Source organism: Rhodobacteraceae bacterium IMCC1335 (assembly GCA_039640495.1).
Classification (GTDB): domain Bacteria; phylum Pseudomonadota; class Alphaproteobacteria; order Rhodobacterales; family Rhodobacteraceae; genus Thalassovivens.
The window spans coordinates 1267051-1283896 of the sequence record CP046864.1 but is presented as its reverse complement, the minus strand read 5'-3'; the positions used below and the strand labels follow the sequence as shown (position 1 = coordinate 1283896).

Here is a 16846-nt window from a genome sequence, read left to right as displayed (position 1 = left end):
GCCGATCCTGTTTAAGGCAATGCTCTGCCCAGTCAAATGCTGACCAGCCTCGAGATGCTGCTGCCAGACGCTCGCAACTGGCCATTGTCTGCATTTCAACTGCCACTTCGCATGGCGTAGGCCAAGGAGTGTAGTTTGCGTACTTTGTGTACTTTCTAGAAAAACTAAGAGATAAATTAAGACCAATATCTCTGTTATTTGAGGTTCCAGAAAAACCTACACAAAGTACACCTTGTACATCCTGCGCGCTCATCGCAGGTCCACATTCACGAAGAAGTAGCCCTGACTGCGCCGTGAGGATTTTGTTACGCCGGCAGCCTCAACGCGGTTTGCAAACTGTTTGCGGCCTAGCTGTCCGCGCAGACCGGCACAGTTCTAGCGGGCTAAGACACCAGTAGAGGCTCAAAGAGCATTGGATTTACATTCTAGCAATTACTTAATGCGTGACGTGGCTAAAATTGGAGGAGCTACACAGTGGTTGAGAAGCGCAAAGTTAGCAGCAAAGCGTGGCATCAAAGTCTCGTCACATCTTTATCCAGAAATTAGTGCACACCTTTTATCATCAATCGAAAACGCACACTATTTGGAATATGCCGATTGGACAAAGTTACAAGTCGCTGGGCATATATCCTCACAAAACAACCAGCTCTGCATCGATGACGCATGGGGCGTAGGTCTACATGGTTTTTAGGGCATCAGGGTGATGTCAAAGGCCCTAGAGGTGGTGTAAGGGCGTAATTCCAACTAAACAACCCTACTTATCTATTGTTGCCAGTATAGGTAAATTCTAGCGACAGTATCAGGAATAACTTCAGAAGCCTGATCCAAGGCCTTGTCCAGTTGATCTTGTGTTATTCCCATCATCGAGTTGCCTTGGTCATCAATCATATGAAGCAAAATAGGGGTCATTAGATGTCCGTCTGAGCCACTTTCACTTAACCTGAGCCACTCTTTTGGATTTAAGCTTACAGCCTTCATGAAGCCCTCACACCAATCCATTGCAATCAGATGTCCTGCTTTGGCTTGCCAGAATATTGGCTCGACAACCATCGGATCATGAGCAAGCCCTTGAGCGATCTCCATATAGCGATCAGTGAGGGTATTAAAGACCCAATCAGGTAACTCTTTTGGCTCAGCACCAAGCCCTGCTGCCATCCACATATCAGATGAGATAGGAGAGGGAGAGCAAATGACACCGTGAAGCAGACCATCAAGATCAGAAAGCATCATACAATCCTCTGGACTTTCGTCAGAAGACAGATACTGGTCTAGCTCATCTAGCTGTACGCTTTGCGTCATAAGGCAAGTCTAATATTGATTTGCAATGCAGAGCTAGGAGTTTTGTTTGAAAGTAGCATGTATTTCTGAACTTGGCGGAATGTAATGGAGGTCTCTAAATAATTAGGGATTAATATAATCTCGCCAGCTATACTCAGGCTCGAAGCCTAACAAACGTTTGGCTTTTTCATTTGAATAAAAGCTCTTGGGAATATCGTTGGTCTTCAAAGGAACGTGTTGGTAGTAAGTTTTGATCAACTCTTCCGATGTTAAGCCAACTGAATGGTCATCATTAGATACATTGAAAACTTGATACCCTAGCCCATCCGTTTGTAAGCACTTTTGAACCATCTGCCCAAGATCACGAGCATCGATGTAAGAGAAGATATTTCGCCGTCTTAAATCTGGATCCTTCATAAAGGCAGGAAAGTTTTCAACATATTCGTGCGGCTCAATGACATTGTTAATTCGCAAGCCATAAATATCAATGCCAGTTCTGCGTTGAAAGCTTTGAGCAGTCGCCTCGTTTACTACTTTTGACATTGCATAACTGTCTTCTGGTATAGTCGGATGCTCTTCATCAATGGGCAAGTAATCTGGCTTCACCTCACCATCTGCAAAACAAATTCCGTAAGTTGTCTCTGAAGATGCGAATATCACTTTTCGCACACCCATTTTGATAGCGGCATCTATGACATTGTAAGTTCCAAGAGTATTAACCCTGTAGCATTCGTTATCACTCGTCATCAGCAAGCGTGGAACTGCTGCAAAATGGACAACGGCATCGAACTTTGGGACACCCGCACCTTGAGCCAACTCATCATAATTTGCGTAGCTACCCATTACATCAAATACTTGCCCAGCGTCTGTAATATCTGCAAAGCGAGTTAAAACCTGTGAATGGCCAAGATTGACCTGGTCGAGGTTAAGAACTGAATGGCCCTGCTCTAACAAGTATGCCACGCTGTGCTTTCCTGCTTTACCTGATCCACCAGTAAATAATATTCTCATGGTTCATTCCTCAGTCCAGTAAGCGTATTAGTCCAATCATGTATAATAAACTGGCGTTATCATAGGACAACTATATTTGTGATAGAGCTAAGCTAACCTAACTATAGCTTTTCAAACATGATGGTGACTTGCCCCAAAGGAAATCCCCACTTCGACATGTAGGCGATATTGAGAACTCTATCATCGTCCAGCAGCCACATATAATCATCAAACGAAACTCTCATTTCTCCATCGGGAAGTGGCAAATCTATTTTATAAGCCCAGTAAAACGTATCACCTTCAATCTGGCCTTTTGCTTCACCAATTACTCCTTTGGCATCTCCAGTCCAAGTATCGTCATCACCCTTTGCCAAACTCCAAATTCGCTGTTCTGTGGTGTCGTCCGAATAAGTAAAATCTTCTACTAGAGTAAGTGCTTCACCGTCCCATGATCCGTCTATATCAACAACAAAACGTCTACTCACATTTCCCAAGACATCTTGGAATTGACCGTATGCTTTGACTTGACCATCGAAAAACTTCTCTAGCTCAAAGGTTTTATCCGATAACTTAGCATCATCTATTGACGGCTTAAACGCACACCCCGCAAGACCGATCGACAAAATAAGTATTTGTAGGAACCTAATCATTTATTACCCTTTAAGTGATTTGCTCTCAACAATCGACTTAGATCGCAAGCGCACCTATTCCACATAGGTCTTACAGCCTTAGAAATCGCATTTAGCTGCAGAGCGTGAACTGTATTCTACCAAAAGACAAAGATCGATAGATGGTGAAGTTATAGCCAGCAAGACAAATAATGGGGCTAAGTCCAAAACCTGCCCCAAACTTTATAGCTAACTTTTATTCTCTAAAGCGATCAAGCAGGCCTCTGCTAATTGTCGATGAGACTTGTCTGATCCTAAAGGAGTTGCCCAGCCTGTTTTTTCAATAATTCCACGTTTTAGGTATGCACCAGAACTAGCTAATTGAGCAGAGATTTCTGGTAATGATGGATCCGCTTGAGAAGCCGCAATGCAATATGGCGTCAATGCTTCGGCCACTGCAGTATTAGCTGCGTCTCTCGCTATTTTAGATACTGAAGAGCCAGTCACCCAGCCTCCCCAATTAAATCCCACTATTGCTAAAACAATAGCTCCTGCCACGGCACCCCAAAGCGCCGATCCCGTCCATTCTGGAAGTTTCACGGATAAATCCAATCTGTATGAAAAAGTGTATACTTGATGGTATACTGTGTTTCGTATTTAACAGAGTTTTCTAAATTAAGTCCACCAAATTTATCCAGTTATCTTTCGTCGGCGGCTATTTATCATTCCGCAAACTTTGATTTCAACTTTGCCAAAATCCAGCCAACCGCATAAAATCCAAGGCCAGTGACAATAGTTGTAGAGTAAAAACTCACTCGCTCGCTAAACGACATGTTGTTTAGAAAGGGATACGGCAAACCATTGGTCACAGATCCCTCTGGTGTATCGTTGAGCGGTCCTGTAACGGCTTCCGACCACAAAATATAAAGCAAACATATAGCTAAGATCGTCATGACGCCCTTCTTCACTTGAGTGAAAGAATTGTTCAAAAGAAGTGCGTCCAGAATTATCAAAGCAGGGCCCAGTATATGCAGGTAATATTCCTGAAACCAAACTATTGAGCCTGAATAATTTACCAAACTGGGATCAATAAAGTATAACTTCCAATACAGAAAAACGACCATAGCGTTCAACACGGCAGTCGCTGATACAAATGGCAGGTAACTCTCAGGAAGACCTTTGTGCTTACTTTTGTACAAGAGCCATGTTGCCACCATAGCGGTCGTCAAACCCCAAATGGTCAGATAACGAAACTGAATACCAAAGTTATTATAATTAGCTTCAGTGAACTGATATAAGAAATACCCTAAAGAAAGTATCAAACAGACAAATCTGTATCGCAGAATATAAATATGACTGAATGTAAGCATCACTCGCCCATGAGGTAGTAAGAGCAAGAAGCCTTACCGAACCCAGAAGATAAGATCTATCAGAAATGTAAAATTGCAATTGTATATGATCCCAAGACGTGTTGTGATGTCGAAGACCCTAGAGGTGGTGTGAGGGGCGTCATTCCCACTAAACAAACCCACTGAAGAGTAAACGGAACACCCTTCCCTCTGGACGATTAAACGTGAGAGATTTGGGGATATTCGATGGACGACAGAAGATGAAATTGAAAAGTGTGAGAAGAGCAAAATAGTTGTTGTGGGTTAGATAGGTAACTCATCCAACAAAAACTGGAACAAGTCGGCACATAAAATTTACCAAACTCGGTACATAAAAAACAAATTATTTTCATTTTAATTGTTTGAATTCAATTTACTATAAATATTTATGGCCCCTACCGCTGGAGCCAAAATAACAACAAAATCAATAACTTACACCACCTCCACAAGCACTCGGGTGTGTAACTAAAAGTTATAAACACTTATAGACATTTCTTGGCATGCAATAAGCGAGTCAAAGGCATTTCTATAGCCAAGAAAATTGCAATATTAATCCCGCCGTTTTTATTAAATGTATTCACTCATTTGCGTTTAAAGATAGTCCTTCTGCCAATCTCCCAGAACTCAGTAAGTTAAAATACCGCCTCCAAGTGATTTCTTGCACCTCGGATAATGGTTCCTGCCAGATCTTTTAAATGAGAAAGCGTGTTAAAAGTACTGAGATGATAAACAAGGGACGGTAGAAGACTACTCAATGTAGCTATTTCGTGAAACTCATTCAAAAATTGGTGAGCCGCCTGCTTCAATACAAAAAGTGGTTACCAGATGAGGGGTAGGCATGGGTCACACCCCCGGTATTCGTTAGATATTCGGGCTTTGAAAGTGAGGTGAGTTGTGGGTGTGTTAACCAGTTTGTAAAAGATTGACGCAAGTTAAAGATCATCTCGCTTTGAAGACGGTCTGGCCTTCTTGTCGGCATCAAATAAGTGCTGGCGCCTGACATATTACACGCAATTTATTCTCAGCTAGTTTTGGTGAAAGGAGGCCTAACCCACAATCAGAAGCAACCACTAGCCGATCTCGGTCGATATCGACTACCTGCAATGGACGCCCATACTGTCAGTAATAGGAAACTACTAAGCCACGATGGTCAATCACGAGCGGCATTTACTGATCACATGAGTCCTGACGGTTCATGGGCAGGTCATGCCTACGCTTAAGTTGTAATGTCTGCAGACAGTGTTGCCACATATAAATGTAATGGTGTTAGAAACATAACAGAAGCCGGCGGCGTATCTTTTAGAGGCGGAACCATATTTGAAACAACATCTAAAGCGTTATCTGAACTGAATCGTAAGTATTTCATGTTTATTTATGAAGCTGATGCAAGGGGCAAAGCGGTGTAGGAACTTGATCCCTGCATCTAAAATTATTGATTTAGAGCTTTGGCTCTGATTAACCCGCAGAAATGGAGTGAACCCATGAGCCACAAAGATATACCCATTAGATGTAGTCGGGCTTTAATAGGGTCGTGAGCTCTAGCCTTAGAAAGAGTACTGAATTGGATTAATTAAAAGTTGTTCTTCTTCAGTAAATTTAATTAGCGGCTAGAGCATTGGCCTTCAGTTTTATCTAGTTAGCAGAAGTCCAAGTATATTTCCCAGAAGTTTGATCGAAATCTACACCTTCAAAGATAAGATTAGCCGGCGCTAATCCCGCATATTTTCCGGTACCAGAAACAAAACCACCAGTGAATTTACCAATAGTCGGATCGAACTTTCCGATATAGACGGCAGCATCGCCCTGCGGGTCAATCGAATGGCATGTGTTATGAACAAAGCTCGGATTCTGCTCTCCGGTTGCAAAAATTAATGTCTGGTAGCAATTGCCAGACCCGCCTTTCGGCCAACCGTCTGGAGCGTTTGGTGTGTCCCAGATATCTTTAGTAACCCTGTACAAAATCGTACCACTTTTTCCTTCTTTGAGTTCCTGAGAAACAGTTGACCAATATCCAGAACCTGGAGCTTCATGACCATCGGCAAAAGCAAAGCCTGTCGTCGACGTTAGTAAACTTATAATGATCGCTGTTTTTTTCAAAAGTTTCATCTCAACCCCCCTAGTGAATGCTATCAGCGTACCAACAATCGAAAGATTTAAGGCTTTTGACGCTGCGTCTTGTTAAAAAAATAATTTTAGAATTATAAATTTGCCTAAATAATTGGCATGTGCAGCTATCTAGCTGTCGTCGAAATAAAAACCTGAGGCCACTAAATTTGTTACAGAAGCTACCAATCAATAATCCTACATACGATCCGTAACCCAAAAGTCTTTTCACCTTGCGTTTCAGGTCTTACTTTAAAAAAACCTTCCTTTTGGATTTGGGCTTGATTGTAAAAGCATCTAAGTTTCAGATTGAAGTAGATATAATAAAATCGGAGTATAAATGCGGCTGCTAATTTATGTTGCTTTGATGAGCTTAGCTACACATGCGCTAGCGAATAACATTATTGAAGGAAATCAGGGCTCAAAGATAAAGGGGATTGTAGTTGAACGGTTTCAAAACCCCTGGGCCATGTCCTTTATTTCACCTGACAGACTATTAGTTACGACGAAATCGGGTGATCTTTGGCTAGTTCATACAAGTGGTGAAAAGTCTTTGGTAACCGGCGTTCCCAAGGTCTTTTATGGTGGCCAAGGCGGTTTAGGCGACGTTGTACCTCACTCAAATTTCAAACAAAATAAATTTATTTATATCTCTTACATTTCCTCAGATACCGCAGGTGATACACGATACGCCACTGTGGTTAGAGCAGAATTGAATATAGAAAATTCACCAAAGTTAGAAAATATTACAACTGTTTGGGACCAAACCCCGGCTAGACCTGGCAAAGGTCACTTCTCACATAAAATCACTTTAGGACAACAGGGAAGTAAACATGACGGCAAAATCTTCATAACTTCCGGAGATAGGCAAGAGCAAGCGCCTGCTCAACACTGGGATAAAGCATTAGGAAAGATTATTCGTTTAAATGATGATGGATCTGTACCCGTCGACAATCCTTTCCAAGACAAGGGAGAATTAGCAAAAACATTTTGGTCGATTGGTCACAGAAATTCCTTAGGGATTGCATTTAATCAAAATGGTGAGCTTTGGGCGCATGAAATGGGGCCAAAGCATGGCGATGAGCTGAATCTAATCCTTCCTGGAGCGAATTATGGCTGGCCGATAGTCTCTGAGGGTAACCACTATAGCGGTGCAGTTATCCCAACGCATGATACTCGACCAGAATTTCAAAAACCAAAATTATTTTGGGTTCCCACAGTAGCGCCTTCCGGCCTATTTTTTTATCAAGGTGATGAATTCCCAGATTGGAACGGAGATGCTTTCCTTGGAGGATTGAAGGGTAGAGCACTTTTAAGGATAGAGTTTAAAAATGATTTACCAGTTGAAGCAGAACGGTTCAGTTGGTCGCAACGAGTACGGGACGTGGAGCTTGGAAGCGATGGTGCCATCTGGGCCTTGGAGGATGGCAGGTCAGGCCGCTTAATAAAGTTTATCAAAGCAAAAAAATAAATGAATCATAGAAGAAGTTGCGTAATCGGTGGCGGGTATGTCAGGTAAAATGAATAGTGTTAGCAAAGAAAAACGTTATAGAACTTTATTTGCATCCTGCACTGGTGACACCTTCCAGAAGAGGACATCCCCATCCTTACCTTCAATCACATTCTTTTCGTCCAAACGATTTCGAAACTGAGCGTGGAACGTATGGGCCACACCTCCTTTATCAGCATTATATACGGGGGTTTGACAGTGAGGTGGGCTGTGGGTGTGTTAACCAGATTTGTTCTTCGCCAAATATTTACTCATAACGCTTTGTGCCCTTCGCCATAAGAAAGTCCATCCGTAAAAGGTTATCTCCAAAATATTTAGAAATGGCTTTATCAATTTCATTTCGTAGACTTGAAAGCTTCTCTGGTTCCTCAGCAAAAGCTTCTACCATTCTCTTAAGAGGACCTGCGCCCTTTTCAAAATTAGCACGAATATGTGCAACGCTTAGTCCTGGCATCTCAAGCTTATCACGATCAAATGTTAAATCATGAACTAAATTTTGAAGTCGCTCTTTGATTATTTCGACAGACCCCCATTGTACTGGCGCTGCAGCACCATCGGGTAACGGCGGTCCATATTTAGCATTAATCTGAAAGAATTGCCCCATGAACAACTCTGGAGGCCAGCTTGAAAATGCTATTGTTCCGCCAGGCCTCAGCACTCGTAACATTTCTTTTATTGCGACATTGGGTCGAGGCGCAAACATATGCCCAAACTGACTAAGAACAATATCGAAGCTTTCATTTTGGAATGGTAAGTCTTCTACGTCTGCCTCATGAAAATCTATATCTAGCCCTAGGATTTTGTTGTTTTCATTTGCTCGGGCGATCAAGTCAGGCGTTAAGTCAGCTCCCGTCACTTTTGCGCCTGACCTTGCTGCGGTTAGAGCCACTACTCCGGTACCGCAGGCAACATCTAGAACTCGGCTATCTGATAAAACTCCTGCAAACCGCACGAGCTTCGGTGCAGCGACACCGGTGAAATTCTCCATAGAGGCAAAATCAGACCATGTTTTTTTTGCTTTCTCTTTCAATTCGGCAAAATCATTCATCGTATTTTCCCTCCTTTTGTTTTTGATAGAATTTTATTGATGCTCAGCATTTGTAAGCGCTGAGCATCACTTGATTAAATAGCATCTTACTGCTTCAGCCCTTTGTCCAAGCTGCAAACTCTTTTTCTGTAGTTGAAAATTCAATGCCGAGAGCAGGCTCATCGCCTATAACCCATGCATCATGACCTGGTGCAATTCTATAAGCGCTACCCGCAGAGATTGTCTCTTCAGAGCCATCGTCGCAAACTACGTGAATTTTCCCCTGCATAAGCACGCCGATATGGCCGGCCTGACAGGAGTCAGTTCCAACATGAGGTTTAATGCACTCAGACCATTTCCATCCCGGCTGCATATTTGCTTTCGTGATATTAACTGGTCCAAATTTAATAGTTGCAGCATGTGTTTTGTCGGGTGTCATCGCTTCATCAGGGTTTGACCATGCTTTTGTCTCAATTGACGACATGTTACTCTCTCCTATTTCTGGTTAACAACTCAGAAAGATTAACATGAGTTTTTGAAAATCATAGGAATTAGTGACAATATTAAATTTCCGGTAAGCATTCGGCGGAGTTGAGCACAGTTTAGACGTTAGTTTGTCTTTACGATGCTTTATAGACGTTCCATAATAATAAAAAATGGAGCCTTTGAAAAATATGCCAAAGTTAACTTATGCCGATGAAAAACGTGAAGTTGAATTTTCTGAGGCCCAAAGCATTCTTGAAATTTCAAATGAAAACCAAGTTGAACACTTGCATGTCTGCGGCGGTCTCGGACGATGCTCTACCTGTCGAGTACAAATCCTGGACGGCTTAGAAAATTGTTCCGAGCGGTCTCAGAAAGAACAGCTTATAGCTGACAAGCTTGATTTCCCAGATGATGTACGCCTCGCTTGCCAAACACTGTTAAGTGGGGACGCAAAAATACGGAAGTTATTTAAGAACAAAACAGATATAAAGTTTGCACAGGCAGCAATGCAATCATCTGGCTCAATTGGCTCTAACAAACAAGTTGCAATTTTATTTGCGGATATTGAGGACTTTACGCCACTAAGTGAGAGACTAGCGTCGTTTGACGTGATGTATCTATTGAACAAATATTTCGATTTTGCTGGCAACATCGTCATGAAGAATGGCGGTGAAATTAACAATTATATTGGTGATGCATTTCTGGCAATATTTGGGCTTGATGGTGAAGGCGATGAAACATTTCGGGCTGTAAAAGCTGGATTAGAATTGCAATCAGACCTAAAAAACTTTGCCAGTACCGTCGAAGAAAACTTTGATGAAGAATTCAAAATTCGAATTGGAATTCATTTTGGAGAAGCCATAATCGGCATGCTAGGTTGTAGGGGCACGGAAAGATTAAGTGTTATTGGTGACACCGTGAATATGGCTGCTAGAGCAGAAAGTGCCAACAAAGAAGCAGATACGACAATGCTTATTACAGAAAACGCCTATAACCAGATCCAAGATAGAGTAGAGGTGGAAGATTTCATTAGAACAAAACTTAAAGGTACTAGTGAGAGAATTACTTTGTATGAAATTAAGTCAGTAAAAGGCGAAAGCCTAGTGGCTAAAAAGCATGATGCACTGGTGAAGGATGGAATAAAATGGACACGTGCAGGTGCCAGCAAAGATCTGTCAAAAGAAAATAAAATTGAATTTGAATTAGACGGTGATGACGTATTGTTGTTTAGGTTCAACGGTGATGTAAGAGCCGTTCAAAATACCTGTACTCATATGAATTTGCCTCTATCTGGTGGAGAGATAGACGAAAATGGCCACATAACCTGCCCGTTCCATGGCACTTCATATTGCACCAAGGACGGTGGTGTTCAAAAATGGTGTGATGGGCTTCCAGAGGATATGCCCCCAGAGAACGTTCAAATGATGAAGTCGATGAAACAGGTACCGCTCAATACTTTTAATGCAATAGATTACGAAGGTAACATTTGGGTAGCAAAAAACTAACAACATTTGTGCGGCACTATCATCGAAATATGAAAGTAGGGCCAATCTTCGACATTCAGATGCCTCACAATACCCGACTAGAGAGCCGAGCCTTTTGGTCTCAAGCAATTTGTAATTTTACTCAGAAGAGCCACCCTTAATCATTTGGCGACGTTTTATGATATCTTGGAGATTATAAAATAATATAGTTTCTGAAGCGTTTCCATCTCGTGCAGCTCGACCAATCTCTTGATAAAAAGCTTCCACGCTACTTGGGAGGCAGGCATGAATTACAAATCGTATATCGGGTTTATCGATGCCCATGCCCCTGCCGAAGTCACAGTTCGATGCGATCCACACAGTAACTACCTATTAAGCTCGGTCTGCTAAAGCACAAACTGTTCCCAAAACTCGAGTTCACCGCGTTCATCGTAGGTGGGGCTGAATTCTTGCTGACTGAAAACCGGTGAGGAATTCGTCGAATGGCAGCCTATATCAGGTCGACAATCTTTTTTCTCACCTCACTGTCTTCTTCGATATACTGCTGCGTGGCAGAAAAAGACGAGTGACCTGCCAACATTTGCACATTTCCGAGCGACCCACCCACAGTGCTAATCTTCCGAGCAGCATTTGTGATAAAGCTCCGGCGTAGCTCAGCGGTAGAGCAGTTGACTTTTAATCAATTACTCGTAGGTTCGATTCCTACTGCAGGAACAAATAATAACAAAGACTTAGCTGGATTAGTGGCCTCTTTTTTTGTGGATATTTATTGACCAGCCCGCGTTTAGCGCGCGATTTCACCGCTTCAAGCTTCATTTTAACCCAGAGAAAAGGCTATGCGCGGTTTACATACTGAAATAGATTAAACTGTTCTTACAAATTCACGGTAAATAAACACTGAATATTACCTACTGAATGATAATCACCATTCCCTCTGATCTGGTTTGGATCACTCATTGCTTTGAGCTCTGGATAAGCCACGCTCACGAATTCAAGGATTGGTTTTAAATACATCTTGTCTCTGCCAGTATGAGGCTTCGTCAATGAACCCATTGAACCTCCTGGACATGACTTTCCATAGAATTTGACCCTTTTAAGGGGATCATAATGATTTTGTAGCGCGTTCTTCAAAATTTGCCTGCGATACTTCTTTCGCCTTCCGCTGAATATTGGGCAATATCAACTCCAGTAATTGCCTGTATAAGTGCCGCCTGCTTTGTCAATCTGGCAAGGGCATGTACCTGATATGTTAGGCTGGTTCCACCTCTGATACTTTCGTAGACTATAGATCCGTCATTTCTCATATCATGGATCGCAAGTTTATAGTTTTCAGCTAAATCAAGTATGATATCATCATCTCCGTTCGTGTAACCCCAAACACTCTGGATGTAGTCGCTCAAGTACTGTTTGTTATCTTGCCGACCTCCCCAATCGGAAGCGGCCAGCTTACTTATCAAGTCATCCAACCAAGGTCCTATGATCTTTCTCTCATTTTCACTTATTTCGGGACCAAGCGCAGCAACACTTTCAACAATATGAGACAAGATCACAGCAATTTGAAAATCCACAGTTTTGTAAGAAGTTATAATGTTTCTGGACAGCGCATCTTCTTCTGCCCATTTTAAGATCGTGTCCTTAACTTTTTTAGAAGCTTTTGACTTTGGGTCGTAAACCGCCTGTGACGTTGCAATTGACCACCATGCGGTTGCGTTCGCAACATCGATTAGAACATTTCCGTACTTGTTGGAGGTACCGCCGTCGACTACAATCGGTATTGTGTTTTCTATTGAAATTGGAAACCCAAAAGTCTGTATAAAACCTTTTTTACATAGCTTATTATCTAATCCTGCAAATGGTGATCTGAATTCATTTACGAAATCATATTCCTTTAATTTCAATGGGAATTTCTCTAATTGCCATGCCTTTGATTTACCTTGCATGCAATTTGAAACGTTAATGTGCATTTTAGAATATCTGCGATGCTTATTCGTTTTAAGCGCCGCGACTGGCTCTAACATCAATGCCGTTTGTAGAGAAATTGTTTCCTGAGCTTGTTCGGCTAAGTCCAAAATTTCGTTTCCACTTAAGCGTCCATCAAAATTTTTGTGACTTGTCGCTATAAAATGATACCAACGCAGACTTTGGTTCTGAACCATAGATCCCGTCAACGGTACCAGCATTGTAACCGATTTTATTTAATAATCGTTGAGCCTCATCGACAGTACCCCCATACGCTAAAGTACCAAGAAATAAGATAGGAAAAATGTTAATGAGTCTTAAAATATACATTCAACCCTTCAGAAAACGAAAATGGAACCAAATCATTTGATGTAGTCTTTGTTCATTGTTTTTGCCTATGATAAACTTTTATACAAGTTCAAGAATTCTTGTTGTCTTTAAAATGACCCGACCCATGACGTTTGCACGCTGGCTACTAGCGGGAGGGGGGTGATGGGTCTCAAAATCAAGGCGGCACTGAGGAACTTGAACCACCGCCTCCCTTTAACCATCATCTGGCGCGATCCTTGCGGATGCAAAACCGCGCTTCTCTCAAAAACCTAGCTATTCCTTACATGTCAGCGTGACCTTTTGGAAGGCATTGGGGCGTAACACACCAAGCTCACAAAGCTGATAAGCATAGATGTTCACTATGCCTTTTGCACCGTTGGTGCATGGATCAACCACAATATCCACACCTCCAAAAGTTCCAATCATGACATTTTCAAAGAAACCAAAATAGGCAGTGTGAAGGGCTGCATGAGTTGTTTCGATAACTCTGCGTCCAGAAATCAGGCTATCTTGTCAAACGAATTGACCCGAGCCGTTATATTTAGCCTGTGCACCAAGTGTTGCAGCGTTAGCAGGATGAACAAGCCAAACGCCATTAGATGTATGATAATCATTCTCCGCCACTTCAGCGATTGCGTTTAAACTTTCTGCATGGGTCATCGTATTGCCTGAAGCGGTTGCGAACGTCTCAATACCGGTGGCATTTTCTATTCCTTGAGGGTTAGCACCCGAACCGGCGCCGTCTAAGGCTGCATCATCCAGACCATTTGCGATCTGCCTTTGGAGCCGTTCGCGAACAAGTTGTTCAATGTCTGCAGTCACAGTTGATAAGCCACCCAAGAATAAGACTCCCTACTTACTAGCAAATGAGGCTCTAAGGTGAGTGTGTGGATATCCAAATCGCTTTCAGTGATTGCTAACGTTTCCCGGCCTCCGGGAATGCCTTCGACTAATTTTAGTAGAGACTTTCTGTGATCTCTTCGCGACAGCACAACGCGGAAATGCTCTCTTCGCCACGAAGACCAGCGAAGGCAATAAGGATCTTTTCTTCAGCCGAATAAAAACGGGCTATCTTGCAACGCATGTGTTTTACCAATTTATCTGCAGCATCTTTGCTGCCAAGCGTTGATGTCAGACAATTACACTGTCCAGCAGCTTACACTGGCCATAAATCGGATCGAGCAAGCATGTACAGCACAGGCCATCAACACGTTTTCATAGGTTTCGAAAATAATTTTTAATGGTCAGGACGAAACGATTTCGTTTGCCACGCGTGTCGTTGATAACAACGGGAAGCGGAAAGCTGAGGCGCAGTTGATGGATGTCCATCAAGTCAGCCGACTATGGGATGCCATCAAGCGAGTTTCTAGGGAACAGCGCCGGTTTGGAAAAGTGCAGTTCGTACGGCTCACGATCTTATCGGTGATGCTCATTTCCTCTATTTGAAGAGGCGCAAATCCGCACACTCTATGAGTGTAATTTCAACTTTATTGTCATCTTTTAACGTCCCATGCTTTGCATAGGAAACTGGATAGAGGCCGCGAACATGAAATTTGGATATTCAATAATATATGTGGCTGATGTGCCTGAAACGCTTGAATTTTATGGCAAAGCCTTTGGCCTGAAAACTGGTTTTTTGCACGACAGCAACATGTATGGTGAGCTGGAAACAGGCGAAACCACGTTGGCCTTTGCATCCGATGGCATGGCCGAACAAAATGGTCTTTCCATCCGCAGCAATCGTTCGACCAAGACACCAGCAGGCCAGGAGATTGCTTTGGTTACTGAGGAGCCGGAAAATGCCTTTGAAAAAGCCGTTGCAGCGGGGGCTGTTTTGGTGAAGGCCCTTGAGACCAAACCTTGGGGTCAAGTCGTTGGATACGTAAGGGACATCAACGGGTGCCTGATTGAGATTTGTTCACCAGTGGGCGGTAAGTAATGGCTTCGGATCAAAGCATAGTCGACTACATCTGTGGTCAACTTGGTGATGCAGGAGAGATATCTTCACGCAAGATGTTTGGTGAGTATGGCGTGTACTGCGGTGGAAAATTCTTTGGTGTGATCTGCCGCAATACCCTGTTTGTGAAAAAGACCAAATCGGGCGGGGCTCTCGCTGCCGAACTGGAACTTGCCGCTCCCTACCCGAGCGCCAAACCTAGTTTTGTCATTCCAGAAGAAAAGCTAGAATATTCAGATTGGCTTACGCGTTTTATCACCGCGACATGCGATGAGCTTCCAAACAAGAAGTAGTGTATAAGGTGCCCAAAAAGAACACATTATACAAGACGTTACGACACTCCATGAGTAAGCGTCCGGTCTGAGCGCCCTATTACGCATTAAACGAAAGTTCAAACTGTCTTGGCGTTGTTAATGCTGCTGAAATGACTGTTCGTTAAAACAGAAAACAGATTCGTCGAGTTTTTAGATCAATGCCTTAGAACTTGGTCGGGACGGCAAGATTCGAACTTGCGACCTACGGTACCCAAAACCGTCGCGCTACCAGGCTGCGCTACGCCCCGACTGGCGTGCCTTCTAACGAGTTCTCAGAAGATTGAAAAGAGGAAAGATCGCTTCAAACAAGCAATTTGGCCAGAAACTGTTAGAAACCGCCGCAACCTGGATCGGCGCCGGGTCCAATGCTGGGATGCGCGCTGCGATCCCCCTCTGATATGCCATATTTTGCTGCGCTTCCAGCATGTACTTCCAAAACATATTGAATATCAGATCCCCCATCAATCAACTGGGTCGAGAACGGGGTTGCACCATGCTTGATGCGCCGAACGATGCCGCCTTGATCAATGAACAGCATATCCAAGCCAAGCGGCGTATTTTTCATCCAAAACGAAACCGATTGCGGATTTGGGTAAACAAACAGCATCCCCGATTGATCTGGTAGATCTGTCACGAACATTAAACCCCGGTTGCGTTGTTCCGGTGTTCTTGCAAGCGTCACCTTAAACGCCGCTTGACCCCAACTGCCACTGATTATGAAATCTGCCTCAGGGCAGCTGGCTTGCGCGAAATTTGTAAAGGGCAGCATTGCAAAGGCGCAGAGCCATATTGCCTTATTCAGAGCTGCCCATTTCCCAAGAACACACATCAGCCGCCATTTTACCCCGCTTACCCTCCATAACGCGCAAAGCGATCGCTTCGCCAGCTTGCAAATTGGACAGGCCAGATCTGCGCAACACTTCGATATGAACAAAAATATCCTCATCATTGCCAAAAATATTGGCGAAGCCAAATCCTTTACCACCATCAAACCACTTGACCCGAGCGGCTTGCAGCGGCAACGATCTGATATCTTCAATATCGACGTCTTCAAAATCCTCTAGCGTGGACAATGAATCTAAAACCGGATCCACCGAGAGTATTTCGACCGCTTGGACGCCGCGCTCCGTGTAATGCGCCATAAACTCAATATGGGTATTTTCTGCGATAGAGCTTTGTCCAAATTTGCGCAGCACATTGGCGTGAATCAAAATATCTTCTTCGGTCTCATCGGATATGATAAAACCAAACCCTTTAACGCGATCAAACCACTTTATGTAGCCCGACTGTTTTTCCATATTCTCGTTGTCGTCGCTCACACGCATACCCACCCGTAAAATCTACCGCGCCGCGATAAAGGAACCGTTTTTTGATAAAAAAGCAAACAATAAAAACCCAGCGCGCAGGCGACA

At 43.2% G+C, this 16846-nt stretch carries 21 protein-coding genes and 2 tRNA genes; 6 read left to right on the top strand and 17 right to left on the bottom strand.

The features are described from left to right. Positions 1-412 precede the first annotated feature (412 nt). Positions 413-691 carry a hypothetical protein gene (locus tag GN241_06125; GenBank protein XAT56984.1) on the top strand — a complete coding sequence of 93 codons (279 nt, stop codon included), beginning with the start codon at positions 413-415 and terminating at the stop codon, positions 689-691. Between the two features lie 71 nt (positions 692-762). Here the strand turns inward: GN241_06125 and GN241_06120 are convergent, their stop codons facing one another. The 6 genes from GN241_06120 to GN241_06095 all read right to left on the bottom strand — a co-directional run bounded on the left by GN241_06120 (position 763) and on the right by GN241_06095 (position 6370). Beyond that, positions 763-1299 carry a UPF0149 family protein gene (locus GN241_06120; protein XAT56983.1) on the bottom strand — a complete coding sequence of 179 codons (537 nt, stop codon included), beginning with the start codon at positions 1297-1299 and terminating at the stop codon, positions 763-765. Between the two features lie 102 nt (positions 1300-1401). Further along, entirely contained in the window at positions 1402-2289 is an 888-nt protein-coding gene (locus GN241_06115; GenBank protein XAT56982.1) for an NAD-dependent epimerase/dehydratase family protein, read from the bottom strand. A 101-nt stretch (positions 2290-2390) separates the two neighbouring features. After that, positions 2391-2918: a DUF3833 family protein gene (locus GN241_06110; GenBank protein XAT56981.1), complete on the bottom strand. Its 528-nt coding sequence runs from the start codon at positions 2916-2918 to the stop codon at positions 2391-2393. A 207-nt stretch (positions 2919-3125) separates the two neighbouring features. Continuing rightward, positions 3126-3476: a hypothetical protein gene (locus GN241_06105; GenBank protein XAT56980.1), complete on the bottom strand. Its 351-nt coding sequence runs from the start codon at positions 3474-3476 to the stop codon at positions 3126-3128. Positions 3477-3598: 122 nt separating this feature from the next. Beyond that, entirely contained in the window at positions 3599-4246 is a 648-nt protein-coding gene (locus tag GN241_06100; protein ID XAT56979.1) for a hypothetical protein, read from the bottom strand. 1650 nt (positions 4247-5896) lie between these two features. Beyond that, complete coding sequence (locus GN241_06095) at positions 5897-6370, bottom strand: hypothetical protein (protein XAT56978.1); 474 nt, start codon at positions 6368-6370, stop codon at positions 5897-5899. A gap of 337 nt (positions 6371-6707) precedes the next feature. On the opposite strand from GN241_06095, the gene GN241_06090 reads away from it, so the two are divergent. Beyond that, a complete protein-coding gene (locus tag GN241_06090; GenBank protein XAT56977.1) occupies positions 6708-7838 on the top strand; it encodes a PQQ-dependent sugar dehydrogenase in 1131 nt (376 codons plus the stop codon). Positions 7839-8124: 286 nt separating this feature from the next. Here GN241_06090 and GN241_06085 read toward each other — a convergent pair whose 3' ends face one another. Together GN241_06085 and GN241_06080 are read right to left on the bottom strand one after the other, a co-directional pair. Beyond that, complete coding sequence (locus GN241_06085) at positions 8125-8925, bottom strand: methyltransferase domain-containing protein (protein XAT56976.1); 801 nt, start codon at positions 8923-8925, stop codon at positions 8125-8127. A gap of 94 nt (positions 8926-9019) precedes the next feature. After that, positions 9020-9388, bottom strand: coding sequence for a cupin (locus GN241_06080; protein ID XAT56975.1), 369 nt, complete (start codon positions 9386-9388; stop codon positions 9020-9022). Positions 9389-9560: 172 nt separating this feature from the next. Between GN241_06080 and GN241_06075 the strand changes: the two genes are divergently transcribed. Continuing rightward, positions 9561-10895 carry a Rieske 2Fe-2S domain-containing protein gene (locus GN241_06075; GenBank protein XAT56974.1) on the top strand — a complete coding sequence of 445 codons (1335 nt, stop codon included), beginning with the start codon at positions 9561-9563 and terminating at the stop codon, positions 10893-10895. On the opposite strand, the gene GN241_06070 is transcribed toward GN241_06075, so the two are convergent. Next, positions 10734-11003 (bottom strand): hypothetical protein, encoded by a 270-nt coding sequence (locus GN241_06070; protein XAT56973.1) that lies wholly within the window; start codon positions 11001-11003, stop codon positions 10734-10736. The two genes, GN241_06075 and GN241_06070, sit on opposite strands and share 162 nt — an antisense overlap. Before the next feature lie 9 nt (positions 11004-11012). Then, entirely contained in the window at positions 11013-11198 is a 186-nt protein-coding gene (locus tag GN241_06065) for a hypothetical protein (GenBank protein ID XAT56972.1), read from the bottom strand. A gap of 318 nt (positions 11199-11516) precedes the next feature. On the opposite strand from GN241_06065, the gene GN241_06060 reads away from it, so the two are divergent. After that, positions 11517-11588, top strand: a tRNA-Lys gene (locus tag GN241_06060). A 413-nt stretch (positions 11589-12001) separates the two neighbouring features. On the opposite strand, the gene GN241_06055 is transcribed toward GN241_06060, so the two are convergent. The 4 genes from GN241_06055 to GN241_06040 form a co-directional block, all read right to left on the bottom strand. Continuing rightward, the gene (locus tag GN241_06055) at positions 12002-13054 is read right to left on the bottom strand and encodes a hypothetical protein (protein ID XAT56971.1); all 1053 of its coding nucleotides are present in this window, start codon (positions 13052-13054) and stop codon (positions 12002-12004) included. After that, a complete protein-coding gene (locus GN241_06050) occupies positions 12969-13163 on the bottom strand; it encodes a hypothetical protein (GenBank protein XAT56970.1) in 195 nt (64 codons plus the stop codon). Before GN241_06050 ends, GN241_06055 begins: the two co-directional genes overlap by 86 nt. Positions 13164-13436: 273 nt before the next feature. After that, complete coding sequence (locus GN241_06045) at positions 13437-13667, bottom strand: hypothetical protein (GenBank protein XAT59192.1); 231 nt, start codon at positions 13665-13667, stop codon at positions 13437-13439. A 9-nt stretch (positions 13668-13676) separates the two neighbouring features. Continuing rightward, positions 13677-14003 (bottom strand): phage major capsid protein, encoded by a 327-nt coding sequence (locus GN241_06040; protein XAT56969.1) that lies wholly within the window; start codon positions 14001-14003, stop codon positions 13677-13679. A 706-nt stretch (positions 14004-14709) separates the two neighbouring features. Here GN241_06040 and GN241_06035 point away from each other — a divergent pair. Both GN241_06035 and GN241_06030 read left to right on the top strand, forming a co-directional pair. Continuing rightward, a complete protein-coding gene (locus GN241_06035) occupies positions 14710-15102 on the top strand; it encodes a VOC family protein (GenBank protein ID XAT56968.1) in 393 nt (130 codons plus the stop codon). Next, a complete protein-coding gene (locus GN241_06030; GenBank protein ID XAT56967.1) occupies positions 15102-15413 on the top strand; it encodes a competence protein TfoX in 312 nt (103 codons plus the stop codon). Before GN241_06035 ends, GN241_06030 begins: the two co-directional genes overlap by 1 nt. Before the next feature lie 192 nt (positions 15414-15605). Here the strand turns inward: GN241_06030 and GN241_06025 are convergent. The 3 genes from GN241_06025 to GN241_06015 form a co-directional block, all read right to left on the bottom strand. Then, positions 15606-15682 (bottom strand) — tRNA-Pro (locus GN241_06025). A gap of 80 nt (positions 15683-15762) precedes the next feature. Continuing rightward, positions 15763-16203 (bottom strand): DUF192 domain-containing protein, encoded by a 441-nt coding sequence (locus GN241_06020; GenBank protein XAT59191.1) that lies wholly within the window; start codon positions 16201-16203, stop codon positions 15763-15765. A 25-nt stretch (positions 16204-16228) separates the two neighbouring features. Next, positions 16229-16753, bottom strand: coding sequence for a cold shock domain-containing protein (locus GN241_06015; GenBank protein XAT56966.1), 525 nt, complete (start codon positions 16751-16753; stop codon positions 16229-16231). Positions 16754-16846: the final 93 nt, after the last annotated feature.